The organism is Pseudanabaena sp. CCNP1317, assembly GCF_034931345.1.
Taxonomy (GTDB): Bacteria; Cyanobacteriota; Cyanobacteriia; order Pseudanabaenales; family Pseudanabaenaceae; genus Pseudanabaena; species Pseudanabaena galeata.
The window spans coordinates 87,477-107,939 of sequence record NZ_JAYGIF010000095.1; the positions used below are offsets into that span (position 1 = coordinate 87,477).

Annotated in this window: 26 protein-coding genes and 1 pseudogene; 21 read left to right on the forward strand and 6 right to left on the reverse strand. The window is 43.3% G+C overall.

Annotated elements, in window-relative coordinates; genetic code table 11:
* The 15 genes from rpsC (at nucleotide 1) to infA (ending at nucleotide 8,092) form a co-directional block, all read left to right on the forward strand.
* Nucleotides 1–747 (forward strand): 30S ribosomal protein S3, encoded by a 747-nt coding sequence (gene rpsC, locus VB775_RS16200; protein WP_281007696.1) that lies wholly within the window; start codon nucleotides 1–3, stop codon nucleotides 745–747.
* Nucleotides 748–774: 27 nt separating this feature from the next.
* A complete protein-coding gene (gene rplP / locus VB775_RS16205; RefSeq protein ID WP_094530965.1) occupies nucleotides 775–1,188 on the forward strand; it encodes a 50S ribosomal protein L16 in 414 nt (137 codons plus the stop codon).
* A 4-nt stretch (nucleotides 1,189–1,192) separates the two neighbouring features.
* Nucleotides 1,193–1,396 carry a 50S ribosomal protein L29 gene (gene rpmC / locus VB775_RS16210; RefSeq protein ID WP_281007695.1) on the forward strand — a complete coding sequence of 68 codons (204 nt, stop codon included), beginning with the start codon at nucleotides 1,193–1,195 and terminating at the stop codon, nucleotides 1,394–1,396.
* 33 nt (nucleotides 1,397–1,429) lie between these two features.
* Complete coding sequence (rpsQ, locus tag VB775_RS16215; RefSeq protein WP_094530969.1) at nucleotides 1,430–1,681, forward strand: 30S ribosomal protein S17; 252 nt, start codon at nucleotides 1,430–1,432, stop codon at nucleotides 1,679–1,681.
* 3 nt (nucleotides 1,682–1,684) lie between these two features.
* Nucleotides 1,685–2,053, forward strand: coding sequence for a 50S ribosomal protein L14 (gene rplN, locus VB775_RS16220; RefSeq protein WP_009625480.1), 369 nt, complete (start codon nucleotides 1,685–1,687; stop codon nucleotides 2,051–2,053).
* Nucleotides 2,053–2,436: a 50S ribosomal protein L24 gene (gene rplX, locus VB775_RS16225; RefSeq protein ID WP_094530974.1), complete on the forward strand. Its 384-nt coding sequence runs from the start codon at nucleotides 2,053–2,055 to the stop codon at nucleotides 2,434–2,436. Before rplN ends, rplX begins: the two co-directional genes overlap by 1 nt.
* A 48-nt stretch (nucleotides 2,437–2,484) precedes the next feature.
* Complete coding sequence (rplE, locus tag VB775_RS16230; protein ID WP_281007694.1) at nucleotides 2,485–3,030, forward strand: 50S ribosomal protein L5; 546 nt, start codon at nucleotides 2,485–2,487, stop codon at nucleotides 3,028–3,030.
* Between the two features lie 23 nt (nucleotides 3,031–3,053).
* A complete protein-coding gene (gene rpsH, locus VB775_RS16235; protein WP_103667427.1) occupies nucleotides 3,054–3,455 on the forward strand; it encodes a 30S ribosomal protein S8 in 402 nt (133 codons plus the stop codon).
* A 72-nt stretch (nucleotides 3,456–3,527) separates the two neighbouring features.
* The gene (gene rplF / locus VB775_RS16240; protein WP_281007693.1) at nucleotides 3,528–4,091 is read left to right on the forward strand and encodes a 50S ribosomal protein L6; all 564 of its coding nucleotides are present in this window, start codon (nucleotides 3,528–3,530) and stop codon (nucleotides 4,089–4,091) included.
* Between the two features lie 66 nt (nucleotides 4,092–4,157).
* Entirely contained in the window at nucleotides 4,158–4,523 is a 366-nt protein-coding gene (gene rplR / locus VB775_RS16245) for a 50S ribosomal protein L18 (RefSeq protein WP_281007692.1), read from the forward strand.
* Between the two features lie 35 nt (nucleotides 4,524–4,558).
* Entirely contained in the window at nucleotides 4,559–5,173 is a 615-nt protein-coding gene (gene rpsE, locus VB775_RS16250; protein WP_094530985.1) for a 30S ribosomal protein S5, read from the forward strand.
* Nucleotides 5,174–5,224: 51 nt separating this feature from the next.
* Nucleotides 5,225–5,668, forward strand: a complete 444-nt coding sequence (rplO, locus tag VB775_RS16255; RefSeq protein WP_281007691.1) for a 50S ribosomal protein L15 — start codon at nucleotides 5,225–5,227, stop codon at nucleotides 5,666–5,668.
* Between the two features lie 173 nt (nucleotides 5,669–5,841).
* Nucleotides 5,842–7,182, forward strand: coding sequence for a preprotein translocase subunit SecY (secY, locus tag VB775_RS16260; protein ID WP_094530989.1), 1,341 nt, complete (start codon nucleotides 5,842–5,844; stop codon nucleotides 7,180–7,182).
* A complete protein-coding gene (locus VB775_RS16265; RefSeq protein ID WP_281007690.1) occupies nucleotides 7,182–7,739 on the forward strand; it encodes an adenylate kinase in 558 nt (185 codons plus the stop codon). Before secY ends, VB775_RS16265 begins: the two co-directional genes overlap by 1 nt.
* Before the next feature lie 113 nt (nucleotides 7,740–7,852).
* The gene (infA, locus tag VB775_RS16270) at nucleotides 7,853–8,092 is read left to right on the forward strand and encodes a translation initiation factor IF-1 (RefSeq protein WP_281007689.1); all 240 of its coding nucleotides are present in this window, start codon (nucleotides 7,853–7,855) and stop codon (nucleotides 8,090–8,092) included.
* Nucleotides 8,093–8,412: 320 nt separating this feature from the next.
* On the opposite strand, the gene sixA is transcribed toward infA, so the two are convergent.
* Genes sixA through purS form a run of 3 tightly spaced genes read right to left on the reverse strand, consistent with a single transcriptional unit; the run spans nucleotide 8,413 to nucleotide 9,870 of the window.
* Complete coding sequence (sixA, locus tag VB775_RS16275) at nucleotides 8,413–8,919, reverse strand: phosphohistidine phosphatase SixA (protein ID WP_281007688.1); 507 nt, start codon at nucleotides 8,917–8,919, stop codon at nucleotides 8,413–8,415.
* Complete coding sequence (purQ, locus tag VB775_RS16280; RefSeq protein ID WP_281007687.1) at nucleotides 8,912–9,610, reverse strand: phosphoribosylformylglycinamidine synthase subunit PurQ; 699 nt, start codon at nucleotides 9,608–9,610, stop codon at nucleotides 8,912–8,914. Before purQ ends, sixA begins: the two co-directional genes overlap by 8 nt.
* Complete coding sequence (gene purS / locus VB775_RS16285; protein WP_407072954.1) at nucleotides 9,607–9,870, reverse strand: phosphoribosylformylglycinamidine synthase subunit PurS; 264 nt, start codon at nucleotides 9,868–9,870, stop codon at nucleotides 9,607–9,609. Before purS ends, purQ begins: the two co-directional genes overlap by 4 nt.
* A gap of 147 nt (nucleotides 9,871–10,017) precedes the next feature.
* On the opposite strand from purS, the gene VB775_RS16290 reads away from it, so the two are divergent.
* Nucleotides 10,018–10,239 carry a hypothetical protein gene (locus VB775_RS16290; RefSeq protein WP_281007685.1) on the forward strand — a complete coding sequence of 74 codons (222 nt, stop codon included), beginning with the start codon at nucleotides 10,018–10,020 and terminating at the stop codon, nucleotides 10,237–10,239.
* Nucleotides 10,240–10,731: 492 nt separating this feature from the next.
* Nucleotides 10,732–10,922: pseudogene (locus VB775_RS26530) on the forward strand (DUF1016 N-terminal domain-containing protein); the annotation flags it as partial.
* Between the two features lie 75 nt (nucleotides 10,923–10,997).
* Here VB775_RS26530 and VB775_RS16300 read toward each other — a convergent pair.
* Nucleotides 10,998–13,544 carry a CHAT domain-containing protein gene (locus VB775_RS16300; protein ID WP_323216885.1) on the reverse strand — a complete coding sequence of 849 codons (2,547 nt, stop codon included), beginning with the start codon at nucleotides 13,542–13,544 and terminating at the stop codon, nucleotides 10,998–11,000.
* 113 nt (nucleotides 13,545–13,657) lie between these two features.
* Entirely contained in the window at nucleotides 13,658–16,033 is a 2,376-nt protein-coding gene (locus tag VB775_RS16305; RefSeq protein ID WP_281007683.1) for a beta strand repeat-containing protein, read from the reverse strand.
* 13 nt (nucleotides 16,034–16,046) lie between these two features.
* Between VB775_RS16305 and VB775_RS16310 the strand changes: the two genes are divergently transcribed.
* Nucleotides 16,047–16,259 (forward strand): hypothetical protein, encoded by a 213-nt coding sequence (locus VB775_RS16310; protein ID WP_281007682.1) that lies wholly within the window; start codon nucleotides 16,047–16,049, stop codon nucleotides 16,257–16,259.
* Nucleotides 16,260–16,596: 337 nt separating this feature from the next.
* Here the strand turns inward: VB775_RS16310 and VB775_RS16315 are convergent, their stop codons facing one another.
* A complete protein-coding gene (locus tag VB775_RS16315; RefSeq protein WP_281007681.1) occupies nucleotides 16,597–18,048 on the reverse strand; it encodes a filamentous hemagglutinin N-terminal domain-containing protein in 1,452 nt (483 codons plus the stop codon).
* Nucleotides 18,049–18,221: 173 nt separating this feature from the next.
* Here VB775_RS16315 and VB775_RS16320 point away from each other — a divergent pair, with 173 nt between their 5' ends.
* The 3 genes from VB775_RS16320 (at nucleotide 18,222) to VB775_RS16330 (ending at nucleotide 20,295) form a co-directional block, all read left to right on the forward strand.
* Nucleotides 18,222–19,175 (forward strand): 50S ribosomal protein L11 methyltransferase, encoded by a 954-nt coding sequence (locus VB775_RS16320; protein WP_281007680.1) that lies wholly within the window; start codon nucleotides 18,222–18,224, stop codon nucleotides 19,173–19,175.
* Nucleotides 19,176–19,255: 80 nt separating this feature from the next.
* The gene (locus VB775_RS16325) at nucleotides 19,256–19,579 is read left to right on the forward strand and encodes a hypothetical protein (protein WP_281007679.1); all 324 of its coding nucleotides are present in this window, start codon (nucleotides 19,256–19,258) and stop codon (nucleotides 19,577–19,579) included.
* Nucleotides 19,580–20,067: 488 nt separating this feature from the next.
* Nucleotides 20,068–20,295, forward strand: coding sequence for a hypothetical protein (locus tag VB775_RS16330; RefSeq protein ID WP_281007678.1), 228 nt, complete (start codon nucleotides 20,068–20,070; stop codon nucleotides 20,293–20,295).
* The last annotated feature ends 168 nt before the right edge of the window (nucleotides 20,296–20,463 follow it).

A 20,463-nucleotide genomic window follows, 5' to 3' on the forward strand; every position in this document is an offset into this window, starting at 1 on the left:
ATGGGTCAGAAGATTCACCCAACAGGGTTACGCCTCGGCATCACCAAGTCCCATCTTTCTCGTTGGTACGCTGATGTCAATCGCTACGGTGTCTTGGCTGAAGAAGATAGCAAAATCCGTAAGTTTATTGAAAAAACTTTGAGTAATGCTGGTATCGCAGAAATCTTGATTGATCGCAAAGCTGATCAAGTAGATCTCGAAATTCGCACAGCTCGTCCTGGAGTTGTTGTTGGTCGTGGTGGCGCTGGTATCGAGCAATTGCGCGTCGGACTAGTTAAGTATCTCGAGCAAGATGGTTCTCTGAAAAAGACAGGTACTAGCCAAGTTCGGATTAATGTCACCGAAGTAGCCAGAGTTGATGCGGAAGCGCCTCTCATCGCTGAATACATCGCTCAGCAAATCGAACGTCGTGTTTCCTTCCGTCGTGTTGTTCGTCAAGCTATTCAAAGAGCGCAGCGTGCAGGCATCGAAGGTATCAAGGTGCAAATCAGTGGTCGTCTTAACGGTGCTGAAATTGCGAGAACTGAATGGGTTCGTGAAGGTCGTGTTCCTCTGCATACATTGCGTGCAGATATCGACTATAGCTACAAAACTTCCAGAACTATTTATGGCGTCATTGGCATCAAAGTCTGGATCTTTAAAGGCGAAATCATTCAAGGCGAAGAAGCTCCTGCTCCAGCCGCTCAACCCCGTCGTCGCCAGCAACGTCGTCCTCAGTTTGAGGATCGTTCGAGCGCTGAAGGATAAATTTCTGTCACCCTTAAGTTTTGAACCATGTTAAGTCCTAAACGTACAAAATTTCGTAAGCAGCAACGCGGTCGGATGGCAGGTCCTGCTACCAGAGGAACTGAAATCAACTTTGGTGATTATGCCATGCAGGCTTTAGAACCTTCGTGGATTACCGCCCGTCAAATTGAAGCAGCCCGTCGAGCCATGAACCGCTACATCCGTCGCGGTGGCAAGATTTGGATTCGCATTTTCCCAGACAAGCCCGTAACAATGCGTCCTGCTGAAACCCGTATGGGTTCTGGTAAAGGTGCTCCCGAATTTTGGGTATCAGTGGTCAAGCCTGGTCGCATCATGTTTGAAGTTGCTGGTGTCGCCGAAGAAACTGCAAGAGAGGCTATCCGTCTTGCCGCAGCTAAAATGCCGATCAAAACCAGATTTGTTATCCGTGAGAAGGAGTAAAGATATGGCACTCCCAAAAGTCCAAGAAACTAGAGAGCTATCTGATGATGAGTTGCAAGCTCAAATCTTGACCGTCAAGAAAGAGCTATTTGATCTGCGGTTCCAGCAGGCTACTAGACAACCTGTCAAGCCACATCAGTTCCAACATGCTAAGCATCGTTTGTCTCAACTGATGACCGTCGAACGTGAACGTCAGTCCAGAGCTTAAGAAAGCTATTTACAAAACATAGGAATTTTAGCAATGGCAGTTAAAGAAAAAGTTGGCGTTGTCGTCAGCGACAAAATGCAAAAAACGGTGGTAGTTGCGGTTGAAAATCGTACCTCTCACCCTAAATATGGAAAAATCGTGGTCAAAACGACTAAGTTTAAAGCCCACGATGAAGAAGACAAAACCCGTGAAGGCGATCGCGTCAAAATTCGGGAAACCCGTCCCCTCAGCCGTACAAAGCGATGGGAAGTTGTAGAGATTCTCTCATCTAGCTCGGAAGCATAAGTCATGATTCAACAAGAGTCTTATCTAAACGTTGCGGATAATAGCGGAGCTAAAAAGCTGCTATGTATTCGTGTCCTAGCTGGTGGTAATCGCGCCTTTGGCGGAGTTGGTGATGTAATCATCGCTACTGTTAAAGACGCTGCGCCCAATATGCCAGTCAAAAAATCTGATGTTGTCCGCGCTGTGATTGTTCGCACCAAAGCATCCATCAACCGTGAAAGCGGCATGAGAATTCGCTTTGACGACAATGCCGCTGTAATCATTAACCAAGACGGCAACCCCAAAGGAACCCGCGTATTTGGTCCAGTTGCGCGTGAGTTGCGGGATAAAAATTTCACTAAAATTATCTCCCTAGCGCCAGAGGTACTGTAATGTCATTCAAGTCAAAACCTGCCTATCGCGGCAACCGCAAGTCTTTTAAGATTCATGTCAAAAAAGATGATGTGGTTCAAGTAATTTCAGGAAGCTCTAAAGGTACTGTAGCAAAGGTGTTGCAGGTTTTTCCTAAAGACAGCACCATCATCGTTGAAGGGGTGAATGTTAAGACTAAGCATGTCAAGCCTCAAGCTGATGGCGAGTCTGGACAAATCATCACCCGAGAGTTCCCGATCCACAGTTCTAAAGTTTTGTTGTATTCCGAAAAGGAAAAGACCGCTAGTCGTTCTTGCTATACCTTTACGGATGATGGCAAGAAAGTAAGAATGTTGAAAAAGACTGGCGAAATCGTTGATTCCGTTAAGACTGAAAAGAAATAATTCTGCACAACCTGACCAAGCCCAGGAAAAATCATCGAGGAAGATAAAATGCTAACACCGTTTGCCGAAGTCTATGCCAAACAAGTTGTTCCTAAATTAATGGAACAGTTTAAGTACACCAACATCCATCAAGTTCCAAAATTTGAGAAAGTTGTGATCAACCGTGGTCTAGGTGAAGCTGCCCAAAATGCAAAATCCCTAGAAGCGTCTTTAACCGAAATTGCCACGATCGCTGGTCAAAAGCCCGTGGTAACTAGAGCTAAAAAAGCGATCGCTGGTTTCAAATTGCGTCAAGGAATGCCCGTCGGCATGATGGTCACTCTACGCCGCGACAAGATGAATAACTTCTTGGATCGTCTGATCAATTTCTCCTTGCCTCGCATCCGTGACTTTCGCGGTGTTAGCCCCAAGAGCTTTGATGGACGTGGTAACTATACCCTCGGTGTCCGTGAGCAACTTATCTTCCCCGAAATCAGCTACGACAGTATTGAGCAAATTCGGGGGCTTGATATTTCCATCATTACCACTGCCAACACGGACGAAGAAGGACGTGCGCTCCTGAAAGCAGTCGGTATGCCCTTTAGAGAATCATAAGTAGATCGAATTAGGAGATAAGGATGGCTACCAACGACACCATCTCGGACATGCTTACCCGCATTCGCAATGCAACACTTGCAAAGCACCAGACAACTTCCATTCCTGCTACAAGAATGACGTTGAGCATTGCCCGAGTGATGAAACAAGAAGGTTTTATCGCAGATTTTGAAGAAACAGGCGAAAACATCGACCGCGCCTTGGTCGTCGCCCTCAAGTATGAAGGCAAAAATCGTCAATCGATTATCAAGCGCCTCAAGCGCGTTAGCAAACCTGGTTTACGGGTTTACTCGAACTCCAAAGAATTACCCCGTGTATTGGGTGGGATCGGCATTGCGATCATCTCCACCTCTAAAGGGATCATGACCGATCGCGAAGCCCGTAAACAGGGTGTCGGCGGTGAAGTCCTTTGCTATATCTGGTAATTCAGATCCTCAAGATCTGGTAATTCAGGCTGTTAACTCAGCACATAACATTACAAGCAACGGAAAACAGACATGTCTCGTATTGGAAAACGTCCCATTCCTCTTCCCCCCAAAGTTGCGGTCTCGATCGTTGGGCAAGAGGTAACCGTCAAAGGGCCTAAAGGAGAACTCAAACGGGTGTTGCCACCCACCGTGGAAGTTCTGCAAGAAGAAAACAACTTAGTTGTTAATCGGGCCAATGAATCTCGTCCTGCAAGGCAACAGCACGGACTTTTCCGCACCCTCGTTGCCAACATGGTCGAAGGTGTGTCCACTGGCTTTCAGCGTAAGTTGGAAATTCAAGGTGTTGGTTATCGGGCTAACTTGAACGGCAGCAATATTGTTCTGACTGTTGGCTACAGCCACACTGTTGATATTATTCCTCCTACAGGAGTTTCCCTCGCAGTTGAAGATGCCTCTGGCAAGAAAGTACCTCAAGGCACATTTATTATTGTCGAAGGTATTGACAAAGAAATCGTTGGTAATTTAGCAGCCAAAATCCGCGCTGTACGTCCTCCTGAAGTCTACAAAGGCAAGGGTATTCGTTACTTCGGTGAATTCGTCAGACGTAAGGCTGGTAAGACTGGTAAGAAGTAAAGCTAAGCTTTTTCTAGCTCCTTTATTTGATCTTCTTAATTTTTGTAATCTTCATATATAACAAACATGAGTGCTAATAGTCGTAGACAAGCAACCATAAGCCGTCATAAGCGAATTCGTAAGGGGATGTCAGGTACACCCGAGCGTCCTCGCCTTGCAATTTATCGCTCTAACAATCATATTGTGGCGCAGGTAATTGATGATGTGGCTCAACATACTCTCGTTGCTGCTTCAACCCTCGAATCAGATGTTCGTGAGAGCGTCAGCACTACAGCCAATTCTGAAGCTTCGGCTAAGGTTGGTGCGTTGATTGCTGAAAGAGCGATCGCACAGGGAATTACCAAGGTTGTGTTCGACCGTGGTGGCAACCTCTATCATGGAAGAGTCCAAGCTCTCGCTGAAGCTGCTCGCGAAGCAGGTCTCGATTTCTAAATCATCCAGCAGTGAATCAGTAGATAGAAATAAATATGGCTAAGAATAGAGAATCAAGACCAGGTGGTGGTCGCGACAGTGGCAGCGGCGACAGTGGCGATAACCGCGATGAAAAACGCAAAGGCAAGCGCGATAGTAAAAAGAACGATCGCGCTCGTACTGAGAAAGAATCTGAATGGCAAGAACGGGTAGTCCAAATCCGTCGCGTCACCAAGGTTGTCAAGGGCGGTAAAAAACTCAGCTTCCGTGCGATCGTGGTCGTCGGTAATGAGAAGGGTCAAGTCGGTGTTGGTGTTGGCAAAGCTGCTGATGTTATTAACGCCGTCAAAAAAGGTGTTGCCGATGCTAGAAAGCACGCGATCGACGTACCTTTGACCAAGAGCAATTCCATCCCTCATCCTACCAATGGGATCGGCGGTGGTGCGAAAGTAATGATTCGTCCTGCTTCTCCAGGTACTGGGGTAATTGCTGGTGGCGCTGTCAGAACTGTACTAGAACTAGCTGGAGTCAAAAACATTTTGGCTAAGCAACTCGGTTCTAGCAGCCCTCTCAACAACGCTCGAGCCGCAATTAACGCACTTTCAACCCTGCGTACCTTTGGTGAAGTTGCCAGAGCGCGTGGTATTACCCTTGAACAGTTATTTAATTAATGCAATAACGGTGCTACGCGCCGTTATTGTCAAAAGTGAAAAGGAAAAACTATGAGAATTGACGATCTTCAGCCTCAAGAAGGCTCACAGCATCGCAAGCGTCGTTTAGGACGTGGTATTGCCGCAGGGCAAGGTGCTAGCGGTGGTTTCGGTATGCGTGGTCAAAAATCTCGTTCAGGTCGTCCCACCAGACCTGGCTTTGAAGGTGGTCAGATCCCCCTTTACAGACGAGTACCCAAACTTAAGCATTTCACAATTGTTAACCCCAAACATTTCACAATTGTTAATCTTGATCAATTAAGCGAATTACCTAAAGATACGGTAGTAACCCTTGAATCCTTGATGGACGCAGGCATTATTACTCAAAATGATGGTGTATTGCGCGTATTGGGTAGAGGTGAGGTGAGTGTAGCACTGACGGTTCGTGCTCATTCGATTACCACCTCTGCCAAGGCTAAAATCGAAGCTGCTGGCGGCACTGTAGAAGTTGCCTAGTCAAAAAGAGAATATGTGGCGGAGCGCTAAGCGTTTCGCCACATATTCTCTTTTGTTGTTTTTGGAAAAGGGGCTTCAGCCCCTTGTGACTCGACATCGCTTTACAATATTTAAATATCTTAGGTTAGGCGATCGCTGCCTAACTCAATCAATAGCTTGAGGTAAGTTTAGTTATGGTTGTCAGTAAAGGAAAGAACCCGACAGCACAAGAAACTTTTATGCAAATGGCTCAAGCCGCAGGGCTAAGAGGTCGTTTGTTAGTTACTGTTGGCGTTTTGATATTAGTTAGACTTGGCATCTATTTGCCATTACCAGGGGTTGATCGTCTCCGCTTTACGGAAATTGTCAGAAATAATGCGGTAGTTAATTTCTTGGATATTTTTTCGGGTGGTGGCTTGTCACTGCTCGGTATTTTTGCCCTTGGGATTCTGCCATTTATCAATGCCTCGATCATTATGCAATTAATGACTTCGGCGCTCCCAAGTTTAGAAAATCTTCAAAAAAATGAAGGTGAAGCTGGACGCAGAAAGATTTCCCAATACACCCGCTATGTTGCCTTTGTTTGGGGTGTGATCCAAAGTTGGGGACTTGGGGTTTGGGTGCAGAACTCTGGCGTACTTTCTGAAGCGACCTCCAACTGGATCACGGTTGGTGATGGTCGCGTAATTATGTCTAGCTTTATCTTTCAAACAACAGTAGCTTTGGCGGCTGGCTCAATGTTTGTGATGTGGGCTGGTGAACTGATTACTGAGAAAGGCGTTGGTAATGGTGCATCTTTACTGATTTTTATTAGTATTGTCGCCAATTTGCCATCTTCCTTAGGAGATACGATCGCCCTTGCTCAGAAGGACAGTTCGCGAGTTGGTGGCGTAATCTTGCTGCTGTTTATTTTCTTGGTCATGATCATTGGCATTGTGTTTGTTCAGGAAGGAACAAGGCGGATTCCCATTATTTCAGCACGCCGACAAGTGGGGCGCAAGCTTTATCGCGAGCAAGCTTCGTACTTGCCATTACGCTTAAATCAAGGCGGTGTGATGCCAATTATTTTTGCTTCATCGGTGATGATTTTGCCTGCCTATCTCAGCCAAAGCATTAATAATGAGGTGTTTGTGGCGATCGCGACTTGGATTTCTCCTAGTGGTGCTGGTCACATTCCTGTGTATATGTTGCTAATTCTAGGATTTAGCTTCTTTTACTCGACCTTAGTTCTTAATCCTGTGGAATTATCACAGAACCTCAAGAAGATGGGTAGCAGTATTCCCACTGTGCGCCCTGGAACCGCAACTTCGGATTATATCAGCCGTATTTTGAATCGATTGACTTTGCTTGGTTCAATTTTCTTGTGCGGTATTGCAATTATTCCTAGTGCTTTGGAAAAAGCTACTGGTGTATCAACCTTTAGTGGTATTGGTGCAACTTCTTTACTAATTTTGGTTGGTGTGGCGATCGAAACCTCGAAGCAAATTCAAACCTATGTAATTTCTCAACGTTATGAAGGCATGGTGAAACAGTAATGCCTAGAGTAATTTTGATGGGTCCTCCTGGAGCGGGTAAAGGTACGCAGGGCGAAATTTTGGCTGAAGCTTGGCAAGTGCCAAAAATTGCACCTGGCGATATTTTTCGCGCTGAAATCAAGCAAGGTACTGAGCTAGGGCTGAAAGTTAAGTCTTTTAGCGATTCTGGGCGACTTGTGCCTGATGAGGTTGTAATTGAGGTGATTGAGTCACGCTTGAGACAGCCTGATACTCAAGTTGGTTGGATTCTTGATGGCTTTCCGCGCACAGTTACCCAAGCTGAGGCTCTAGATGCTCTATTAGCGGAGATTAACCAACCCTATGATGCGGTTGTCAATCTAGATGTACCAGATCAGTTTTTAGTCGATCGCTTGTTAGCAAGAGCGATCGATCAAGGACGTGCTGATGATACCGAGGAAGTCATCAAAAATCGGCTGGAAGAGTACAATGCCAAAACTCGACCTTTGCTAGAATTTTATGGAAAGCATGTTACTCAAATTGATGGCACTCCGTCGATGCCAGAAGTAACTGAGGCAATCAAAAAATTCTTTGCATAGATGCGGTGATATTTGATCAAGTAATGCTTTCTCAAATATCTACCCTGTGTTGCAAGTGCTTTGCGCTCGCAACAAATACATAAAGAACTAATACTAAATTTGGGAGAGTTTGTTTGTCAAAAGAAGATTCTATTGAAATGGAAGGGACGGTAACTGAGTCTCTTCCTAATGCTATGTTTCGGGTTTCACTCGATAATGGCTTTAATGTACTTGCTCACATTTCGGGTAAGATTCGTCGGAACTATATCAAAATCCTGCCAGGAGATCGCGTTAAGGTGGAGCTAACGCCCTATGACCTTACTAAAGGACGCATTACCTACCGTCTTAAAAATCAAGGCGGCGGCAAGAAATAAATCAAACAAAAGAGGCAACTTTACTAAGTAAAGTTGCCTCTTTTGTTATAAAAACGAGTTATAGCGCTTTTGCTTTTTGAAAATAGTGATATGAATTTGCGATCGCGCTTATTATGCTTCTTGCTAGTCATAGGAAAGATTAGCGATCGCCATATCAGACAATAGTTTAACTACATCTGCTTTTAAAGATTTATGCCATAGTTTTTAAAGAACTCACTATAGCGATCCTAAATGATTTGTAAGATTTAGAGGGTTGAGAGAGTGCGCCCCGAAGGGGCGCACTCTCTCAACCCATTTAGGATTGCTATATCGAACTCACGTTAAATTAGCAACTTGGGTGGAATGGATAGAAAGAGAACTCCATTGCTAGTCCAAGGTTGAGTTTCAGGTAGCACTAACCCAATGATCCCAGCTTTTTTTAAAACTAATACACCCTTAGATTCTCCCCAGATCAACATTTCTGCCCAAGTAGTGAGATCAGGCTCGTGTCCAATAATTCCCAATGAAGATCTAGCAGGTTGTGGATGTTGGGCAAGCCAAGCTATTACCTGTTTGAGCCAATCCTCAAAACTTCCTTCAGGAGCAAGTTCTGATAACTGTTGTACAGGACATCCTTCAAAAACATTAGCGAAGATATCAGAAGTTTGTTGAGCGCGAACTAGAGGACTAGTTTGCAATAGGTCAAAACGCAAACCTAAGTCATAGAGACGTTTGGCAACCTGCTTAGTTTTTTTGCGTCCCTCTTCAGTGAGAGGGCGTTGCCGATCATCTTCGTAATTTCCGCGCTCTTCGGCAATGCCATGCCGAATTAGATACAGGCTAGGCATTGATTAATAAACTCTCAACTAATCCTTCAAATAGAGCCTTACCATCCGTGCCGCCCAGAATGCTTTCGGCAGCACGTTCTGGATGGGGCATCATCCCAATTACATTACCTTGTTTGTTGCAAATCCCTGCAATATTGTCCAGTGAACCATTGGGATTTGCGTCGTCAGTAATATTGCCGATCGCATCGCAATAACGGAAAACAACCTGATTGTTATCTTCAAGCTCTTTGAGAATATCAGCATCCGCAAAATAACAACCTTCTCCATGTGCGATCGGTAAGATAATAACTTGCTGTTTTTGATATTTCTGAGTGAAGGCTAAATCGTTGCGCTCAACTCTTAAAGGGGCGCGATCACAAATAAAATGCAAATCTCGATTGCGAACTAAAGCACCTTGTAATAATCCAGATTCGGTTAAAATCTGAAATCCGTTACAGATACCGAGGACATATTTGCCCTTAGCCGCATGTTCCTGTAGCGATCGCATCACGGGTGCAAATCTGGCGATCGCCCCACAGCGCAAATAATCACCATAGCTAAATCCCCCAGGGACAACGATCACGTCACAATCACTAATATCGGTATCTGTATGCCAAATCAGCCTTGTGGGCTGTTTCAAAATACCACTGGTAACACTAGCGACATCGCGATCGCAGTTGGAACCAGGGAAGACAAGGATGCCAAATTTCATGCTTTTGGCTCCTCAATGACGGTTAGCTCAAAGCGATAATTTTCAATCACTGGGTTTGCCAAAAGCTTATCGCAAGTTTCATTTAGCTTTTGCGATGCTTCGGCTTCATCTGCTGCATCTAGGATGATTTCGACATACTTGCCAATGCGGACTGAGTCAACGTGGTAGTCCATTTGTTTGAGTGCAGACTGGACAGCAGTACCTGCGGGATCGAGAACTGAGGGACGTAGGGTAACAAATATACGGGCTTGATACTTCATGCTTGCTGTGAAATGGTGAGATGCGATCGCCATATTTGTTATATGACTGACATCATCGATCATATAGCAAGATAAACAAGAAAAAGTTAAGTACCTAGGTGCAGGATAACTTAGTATAATCTTCACGAATTTATAGAAATATGCTTTATGACTTCACCAAAACGCTTTGACATGCAGACATTTATAGTTCGATTTGGCTGCGGATTTCTGATTGGTGGTCTTGCTGGTGGTTTTGGGAATTTAAGCCTTTTTAACGGCGCATTTTTGTCAGGATTTTTGATCGGCGGCATTATTTGCGGGTTGCTGGCTTGGAAATTGGGCGACGATTTTTGGAAAAACTTTAGGGATTGGACTGGTTGGTGGCTTTAATGCATAGATGATTGGGCTATAGTGTGCTTCTATTTCTCATTACAGCGAGATCATCTATGAGAGAGCGGTGGAAGTTACAGGTGCGATTCAGTATGAGGCTTTAAAGTCGGTTAATCGAGAGTTAATGGCGCTTTATTGGGATATTGGTGAGTTAGAGCGTGTTTGAGAAGTTTTTACCCCCTCTAACTCCCCCTTGTAAAGAGGGAGAATCTGAGTTTCCCTCCTTTGCAAGCTACCGTGTACACACAAGTCATCAGTTATAGCGTGAGTTACTAATGATCCCCCTCAATCCCCCTTTTTAAGGGGGAAGAAGAAAATTCTCCCCCCTTAAAAAGGGGGATTGAGGGGGATCTAAACCCTCAAACGTAGACAGGGGGAGACTTGTATGTACACGGTAGCCTTTGCAAGGGGGGATTAAGGGGGGTAAAAGCAGGAATTTACGCTAAATAAGAGACTTCTCAAACACGCTCTTAATCGTTACTTGTTGCTGGTTGGGGTAAGTCAGTAGTGGAACAATTGGCTCAGGATTTGCAGGTTGAGTTTCATGGGATGGCTGGGTTTCGGCGCGAAATATTTGGAGAATGCGGGATTTTTACCTTGCTTGCCACGGCAATGAAAAACTGACACCATTGGTGGCAGAAATTGGCTGGACTCATAATCTGGTGATCTTGGAGAAGTGTAAAGTCTACTCCGTCGAACTGACGTTAAATGAAGGCGGCGCTTCGCGCCGCCTTCATTTATTTGGGTTTGGACAATTGCTATAGCCAGTTTCCGAGCAATACAAAGGCTGACCAATAGTAGGGATGATCGTATTTTGCGTTTTTGAGCAGAGACTGTTGGGCAAATCTCAAAGATTCGGCTCTGGTGACGTTGGCTGAGGATAAACTTTGATAGAGAGCAATCATAAACTTAGAAGTTGCCTCATCATCAACCGACCAAAGCGAGGCGATCGTACTTCTCGCTCCTGCCCGCACCGCCATTCCTGCTAAGCCCAGAGCCGCACGCTTATCTCCCACCGCCGTTTGACAGGCACTCAAAATCAATAACTCAATTGGTTCTAAATCACTGCGGTTATTAGAACGTAACAACTGATAAAGATTTTCAATGGTTAACTTTCCATCGTAAGTAAGCAAATAAGTGTTTTCAGCTTCAGAGCTAAAGTTGCCGTGAGTAGCAAGATGAATAATCGGGAAAGTCAGGGAGGTCAGTGTTTGGGCAAGATTTTGCTTCGTAAAACTAGAGTTAAGAAAGATCGAACTCGAAGAAACTTGTTTGTTAATTTCCTGTAGCTCACTTTTAACATTTGGCAATGCTGAATATCCTTGTCTTGCCTCACTCAATCCACCAATTAGGGCGGTAACTTTTTGCTTAGCGATCGGTTTTGGGTCTAGGAGTTGCAAGCTCGGCGTAAGGGCAATGCTGTAATTCTCAATTAAGAACTGCTTGCCATCATGCAAAACGGACATGGGAATATTTCTTAAAGAACCGTCTAAAACAAAAACAATGGTTTTGACATTACTTTGGGCGATCGCACTAATAGCAGGACGAATCAACCAATCATAGATACTTTGAGCGCTCGAAAGATAATCATCCGAGGAGGGATCGCGCAGATTTAGGCGTAAATCGATGACCATATCGTCGATTTCTGCTGCTGTAACTTTACTAGCATAATGACGGAGCGGTTGATTAGGCAGACTTAGAATAACTTCTAAGCGATCTTCAAGAATGATTGGATAAACGACCGCCGCAGTTCTATCAATTTGATTAATGTCAACTTGGGCAGCATTAAGACAGTCAGAACGAAAAAAATTGACTAATTCGGCAATTTGCAATGATTCGATCGCTGCTTGCGCTGTGATTAGGTTCTTCTGTTTATCACCCGTATCGTCTTGCAGCAATAAACTCACGAGTTGACGATAGACAGGCTCGACAGTTTCCCGAAATGAGAATTGCACATTGGGATTCACAAAGACGAGATCACTGCGTAATTGGCGTAACCCATTGACGGCTTCGGTATAGGCAAGGATCGCGCCCTTGATATCACCTTTAGCTTTGAGCAGTCTTCCTAATTGCCACTGCCAACGATAGCCAATGTCGGTTGCATTGATACTTTGGGCGATCGCTAAAGCTTGTTGAGTGAGTTTTTGAGATTCTTCGATTTGTTTACTTTGTTCGTAAGCATTGCCAAGACTGCCGATCGCATAGGCAATAGTGCGGCTATCGTTGATGGATTGAGCCTGCTGGACTGAAACTGCTAATGTTTGGGCGGCTTCGGCTAATAGAGAATCGGCTACTGATTGAGGGACTAACTTCGTGAGTCTCAGTAAGCTCTCACCATAGTTGATTCTTACAAAGATTGCCTCGCGACTTGTTTCTAGATTTAATAATAGAGGCGCAATTTGCGATCGCATCTCTACCGCTTCTTGCCCATCATTAGAATCAATTAGTAAACTAAATAGATTCAATTGGGCTTGTAAACTGGTAAGCGATCGCCCATCTGTTTGAGCAGACTTTTTATAAAATTCTGCGGCTTTTTCAGATTCACCTTCCAGTCGGGCGAGGTTTCCCTGTCTTAGCAGCACAATACTCTTTTGTTCTTTGTTATTAATGCGTTCAAGAATTTTCCAACTCTTGTCTAAAGGCTGATGCGCCAGTTTGAGATCGCCAACTGTGGTCAACATATCACCGTAGTTATGAAGTGCGATCGCCGTCAGCAGATCATCAGAAATTTTTGGCAATAATGCTTGAATTGATTCTAAAGTTTGCAGCGATCGCCGAAAAAAGCCTTGAGCTTTGAGAGATTGGGCTTGATTAAGCACATTACGAATCTGATGATCCAGATCGCCAAGTCGAGAATGCAAAATCGCGGCTTCTTGCCAAGCCGCGATCGCCTCTTCATCTTTGCCTAGGTTTAAATATAGATTCCCCTGAGTATCTAGAGCCTGAGCGATCGCTCTTTGACTTGCGGGATTGACTTCAAGCGATCGGGCTATTTGTAAACTTTGGGCGATCGTGCGTTCTGCTTGTTGCCATTGTCCTAATTTTTGATGAGCTAAGGAGAGATTACTGAAAGTGATCGCTAAATCCAAGGAATTATTTTGCTGTTGATAGAACTTTGCGGCTTGTTCCCAAACTTGAATTGCTTCTTGCCATTGTCCTAATTGATAAAATGATTTACCACGATTAAATAAAGTGTTTGGTTGTTCTAAATTTGATTGAACTATTTGAGAACTCTGCGGCGAAGTAATGGCAACTGCCAACAGGGGTTGAATAAATACAGTCAGAAAAAATAACAGAAAACCCAAACCCAAATTTTTGATAAAAGCAGCGCTTCGCGCTGCTTTTATCAAAAATTTAGTGATTCGGGATTTCGCAAAACTTGGTAATAATCGCTTCATAACTGTATTATCTCTAATGGTTAACGACACTGTAATTGTGTAGCCCAAGTGGGCATAGGGGTAACTTTAGGAACTTCTGCTACTAGTAAAACTTCGCCATAGGGATTAACAGTCCATCCTTGTGCCTCAATAATGCGATCAGATAATACATCAGAGGTTTGATTTGATTGGAGTTGTCTAGTCCAAGATGGAGTTGGCACAGCTTGTGAAGATTCCGTCACAAGTTGTGCAACTTCACCATAGGGATTAATTGTCCTTCTGTTCGCATCAGCTATCCGCTCTGGATTAGTCGGTATACCCAGATTTTCTTGTAAATTATTGCCACTAATTACATCAGCAGGACTAGCAGGAATGCCACCTCGTCCTGTGATCACAAACGCGCTATCTTGGCGATCGGCTAAGCATTTTTGAGAGACAAGTTTACTCGCATCGCCAATATCAACAGGTAAATTCGTTAATCCTTTACTAGGATCAACTCCGGGGGTATTAATATTTACAGTTCCATTAATACCAAAATCAGAGCTAGCGGTAATGTCGCTCAAAGGAGTTAAACGTGGACGGAATTGCATTCCAAAAATTGCTTGAGTAGTAATTCGGATGTTGCCACCTTTCCCTTTAAAAGCATTGGCGGTAATGTCGCTGTTATCTTTAGCAAATGCCAAGATAAAGTTTGCACTCAAATCAATGTTGCCGCCATTGCCATCATTGCCAGCCGTGGCACTAATGAGACTGCCATTTCGCAACCATAGTAAATCTCGCACTTGCAAAACAATGTTGCCTCCTTCACCGCTTGCTGTCTCGGCAATAATCTGTGAACCATTATCAAGGGCTAGTAAACCTGCAATCAGTTGAATGTCGCCACCATTGCCTTTACCAAGGCTGCTCACAGAAATCTTTGCGCCATTCGTCAAAGTTACAAGCTCAGGATCGATAAAAATCGTGCCACTTTTGCCTGTGGATACGGCTGTAGTTCCTGCAAAAATACCACTGTCAGTTCCATCTATTTTTAATAGATCAGTAAGGAATAGTGAGATATTACCTGCTGCACCACTGCTAGAGGTAGTGGTACGTAACTGTGAACCACCAGCAATTTCTAAGCTATTAGAAGTAACTGCAATATTTCCACCCCTATTTGCACTAGCCGTAGAAGCACTCAAAGCTGATTGATTTTCAAGGTGTAAAGTATTTGCAAAAACATCCAAATTACCGCCATCACCTTGACCCGTTGCGTTGACATTACTGCGAATTGACCCATTATTTAAAGAGATTGCATCGCTAGCTCGAATTGCAATTTTTCCTGCGTTGCCTATTCCTTCTGTTGTTGCGCTAATAACCGCACTATTTAATATCTCAAGGTTACGAGTCCTAATATCTAAACTGCCTGCATTACCGATCGCGTTATTGTCTACTGACGTAAAGATACCACTAACTACATCTTGACCAAATACAATCCCTTCTCCTTCTAGCTTAATTGTGTCAGAACTGATGATAATTTGACCACCATTGCCTTTCCCAAATACACTCGCGCTAATTTGAGCGCCATTGAGAAAATGTAGTGAGTCTGCGGTGATGGAGAGTGTTCCAGCATTTCCCTGTCCATTAGTATTTACATCTACTGAAACGGAACTACCATCTATCTTGACTGTATTATTAGGATTGGTGAAGGTGTTGATTGGTGCGATCGTAATGTTCCCCGCATTGCCATTCCCATCGGTATATGCTTGGAGTTGAGAATTATTTGTGAGAGAGAGTAACTGGGAAGATAAGTTTAGATTGCCTGCATCTCCTATTCCAGCAGTAAAGGAACTGACTCGACCTAAATTGCTGATAAAGATCGATGGCGAGGTAATGTTGAGATTACCTCCTTTCCCATTCCCAGTAGTGGTAATAACGTTGCTAACCAAACTATTATTTATTGATATGCTTTCACTAGCACGAATATCGATATTACCAGTATTGCCTTGTCCTTTGGTGGCTGCTGAGATGAGAGAATCGTTACTTAGACTGAGAAGACGAGTAATCAAATCTATATCTCCAGCATTACCGATCGCTGTACTTCTCTCAACGGTTGTAGCGATCGCACTATTAACTATTGAGCCTGAGATTAGCCCTGTACCACTAAGCGTTACTGTGTCAGCCTGAATGGTAAGTTTACCGCCATCACCGATGCCGAATACTCCAGCACCCACCTGAGCGCCATTGAGTAACTGTAATGTCCTTGCAGAGATGAATAAATCCCCTCCTTTACCAACTCCACTAAGATTAATAGATGAAGAAACTGTACTGCGATCAAAAATGACATCACCAGTCGCAATGATTCTCAACTCGCCAGCATTCCCATTACCTGAAGTAAGTGTACTAATCTGTCCTTCATTAGTTACGTTTAGTGTACCCACATTTAAAGTTAGTTTGCCACCATTAGCATTGGCTGTAGGACTAACTTGGTTATTGATCGCACTACCAACACCATCAATATTAATTGCATTTGCAAAAATCTCTACATCTCCTGAAGAGCCTAAACCTGCTGTTACAGCACTAATTTTTGCACCATTAAAGAGATTAAGAGTTCCTGCTGTAATACTAACATTTCCACCATTTCCATTAGCATCTTGGTCAACTTGACTGAAAACTTGCGTGGCTAATGTGCCAATAGCTCCAGAAAAAGTTGCATTTCCAGAAATGTTTATGCTGATGTCACCCGCTTTTGCCGCCCCAGCCGTACGGGTAGTTAGTAGAGAGGGATTAAGGAGAGATTCAGTAAGTGATAAAGATGCAGCTGTGATATTAATCCCACCGCTATTGCCAGTAAGCGTTAATCCATTACTTCGACTTAAAACATCTATCCCTCTACCTGATATTTCTCCATTAGCTTGAAGATTAATCTGTCCACTAAAAAGGGGAGCATCAGTGTCAATAGAGGTATTGTCACCGAAACGGATATCATTATTTGCAAGTAAAGTTACTCTGCCACCGTTACTAGTAGCATTAGTAGAAATAGACTGAATAAAGGTAATTGTCCAAAAATTCCTGTTCCTGTAACAACAATATTTTCATTTATTAGAGAAATATTTGGCTTGTAATTATTTGTAAGTAACACAACTCCATTTGGCGCAAAAAACGCAATATCTCCAACTGTAATTCCTGTACCTGTTGATGCTAGATTTGTACTTGGAGGAGGCACTAAAAAACTACCAAAAGGATCGGTAAATGTTCCAGTTCCTGTAATTCCAGCTATACCAATATCAGATGGATTCATCCCCGCCCGAATATCCAGAGTAGGTCGCGCACTACCATTAATAGTTAGTGTTTCACCATTCGATAGAGTTACATTTGCTAGAGTTGGCGTATTAGTTGGATTAATTGTATTGCCTATTGTATCTGCTCCAAAAATGATGACAGTGCCAATATTGACTCTACCACCAGCAAGGATATGGAGCGAACTGCCCTGATAAAGTCCAAATGTTACATCACCAGCAGAGCGAATGATGGGATCATTAGGACTTTCGAGATTGCCTACAGAGCCGTCTAGTTGCTCGATCTTAAAATTTCCGCCTGCATAATAATGAACATCACCGATTACAGAATTAGGCGATCGCAACAACATATTCCCACCCGAAAACAAACCGCTCTGTCTATTATTCAGCGCAAAAATATCAACTGATTGATTTCCCTGCACTAGTAAATCTCTACCCGCCACCGCCACAAAAGGACTAGTAGAACTATCACGAATCTTCACCAAGTCCTGAGCTTGCAGTGTCAAGTCTCTTCCTGCTTGCAAAGTCCCCTGTAAATCCAATTTATCCGCATTTAAAGTCAAATCCCGTCCTGCCGAGAGATTACCCCGATTACTAATTGTTGCTCCTGTATTGCTGTTACCATACTGCAAACCCAATGGCACATTTACATTTAACAAAGATGGCGCTTGGGGATTAGTTGCACTAAACTCGCTACCATCTGAAAACTTAAGGCTATTAGCTGTACTGGCACTAAACGAACCAGCAATATCGAGCTTGGCATTTGCGCCAAACACAATTCCATTGGGATTAACTAAGTATAAATTTGTTGTTCCATTAGTTCTCAATATCCCATCAATATTCGAGATATTGGAGCCTGTCACTCGCCCGATCGCATTAACTGTAGTTGGCGCTGTATCAAAGTGTGCAGTGTTTCTAGTCGGTACTGAAAAATCTTGAAAGCTATGAAATTGATTTCCACCAACCTGTGTACCACCTGTGATCGTATAGGTTTTATTTGCACTGTTGAAATTAACTAATGTGTTGATTGGGAGGGTATTGTCAGGCGCGATCGCATTTTGAGCAAAACTTGCATGGGAGAAAAGACTAAAACTGATTATTGAAATTACTGATGCTATAGCTGTGTTTTTAAAGTTATGCTCTCTCATATACTTCATATTTTGAGATATACTCCCATACTAATTTGTCTAGCATACAGCAATTTATTTAAATGCTTACTCCCTTTCCATCCAAGAATTACTGGGAAGGGAGTAACTCATTATTTACAGCGCTTTATGCTGTAAATAACTTGCTGGATATAGGTTAGTAAATCAGATACTGAGCAATAATTATGTCATGGATAGAATTGAGACTTGATACCACCAACGAAGCCGTTGATTGGATTTGTACATTACTCGCCAAGGCGATCGCTGCTGAAGATATGCACATCAGCGAATATCGCGATCATAATCCTCAATGGACATTTATAATTCAAATGTACCTACTTGAAGATGCTCAAATTCATCAACGTATAGATGCGATCGCGGATCTGCTGAAGCCACTCCATCGCACGGGCATGACCAGTGAATTGCAAACCTTTATTGTTGAACAAAAGCCATCTCAAAGAGAACAGAATCCTGAAAATTCTTTGATACGGCGTATAGGCGATCGCTTTGTGATTCTATCGGCTGATGTTGACTATCAAGCTGGCAATTCCCAAGAGATTATTCTCCGTCTTCAAAATAGTTTTGCCTTTGGCAGCGGACTGCATCCTGCCACGATCCTGAGTTTGAAACTAATAGAACGTCATACTCAGCCATCACTTCATACTCTCGATCTTGGCTCTGGTTCAGGGATTCTCAGTGTAGCTCTAGCAAAACTTGGGGCGACAGTTTTGGCAATTGATAATGATCGCATCGCCGTAGCCGCTACTCAGGACGCAGTGGAACGCAACCAAGTCTTACAGAAGGTTACAGTCACATGCGCGAGCCTCGGCAGTGCTAGCCAACTAGGACATTGGATGGGTGGTGATAGCATTGAGTCTGTTCCTGAAGTTCAAGCTAATGGACAATTCGATCTGATCGTTGCGAATATTTTTGCGCGAGTTCATATTTCCCTTGCCACCGAATTTTATAAGGCTCTACGTAATACTTCTACCCATTCAGGAACCTTAATTACCGCAGGTTATACCAGCGATCGCGCCGAAGATGTAACTCAGGCGATGATCGAAGCAGGGTTTGAACAATGTGATCACGTTCACATGAACGAATGGATCGCGATCGCTTATCGTATTCGCGATCGTTAATAAAATTTGAGTATAAAGCGAAAGTTAGAGATACGCTTTTTAATTAAGAGACCAAGCAAAAATCAATATTGAGAATCCCTATGAACTATCTAAAACTATTACCAGTCTTGAGTGTGTTTGCCTTTCCTGCCATGGCTGTAGCACAATATCCAATTATTTTTAATCACGTCAAATATATCTCGATCAGTCAAGATGCTTGTATTAGAAGAGCAGAAATAGCAGCCCAAGATTCTGGATTCGATAGTAACTTTGAACCACTCGCTAATGGAGCCTTCGGAGTCAATGGTAATTACAGTGTCTCAATACGCTGTGAAGCAAAACGAGGAGTTGTTTTCTTTGCTGTAGCAGGGCCAGATAACCGAACATCAAGTAACCTCGTGAAAAGGGTACAAAAGGCTTTTTAAAGAGGTCATACCAAGACACAAAATAGCTACGCCATTTTGTGTCTTGGTTTAACCCTTACTGGGTTTTGTTTTTAATCCACAAAAGTGTTGCCATACTTTCGTGAATTGGGATTACTTCTCAGATTATTTCTATAGCAATGTAAGTCAGATACAGCAATTGCCGATCAAACGAGACACAAGAAAAATTTTGAAAGCGTTGCTTTGCAACGCTTTCAAAATTTTTCTTGGTTTGGGTTTGAGCGCAAAGCGCTGTAAGTGGCGGAGCGAAGCGCCGCCACTTATCTTTTGAGTTTAGATTTGTAATTGAACTTAACAATTGCTCACATATAGCTAAACACAAAAGATTGATTAAAGCCCGATAATAGTTATCAACTAGGCTAGTAGCGATCGCTACTAACTCAGCCTTTGTCTTGACTAGACTAATACCAGTTTAGAAATAGCTAGCCAATTTCTAAACTTTTAAATCCCAAAGAGGAGTTGGAAGAAATATGGTGTATACCCCTTTAATCGGTTTTACTTTATTTGTCATCCTATTTTTAGGAGCCGCCTTTACCCTAAGTTATTTCTGGTGGGCCGATCGCTACAAGACTCCAGAAGTCATTGCCGCAGAAGTAATGCAATTTTCCGAACAATTTACCAACGCGTTGTCAGTTTTTGCAGTGGGAATGCTAGCTTTTGGCGTTATGTTGATATTTCTTAACTTTTCCATCAAATAAAAAAGGGAGTGCTATGCACTCCCTTTTTTATATAGCTGTCTTCTAAGTACAGGACAAAAATTTAATGGAGTTGAAGAAAGCCTCGGAATTGAGATGGATGTCAAAGATGATATGACGCAGAAAATCAAAACCAAGACGAAAAATGCTTTTAGGTAAGCGACCGTGCTT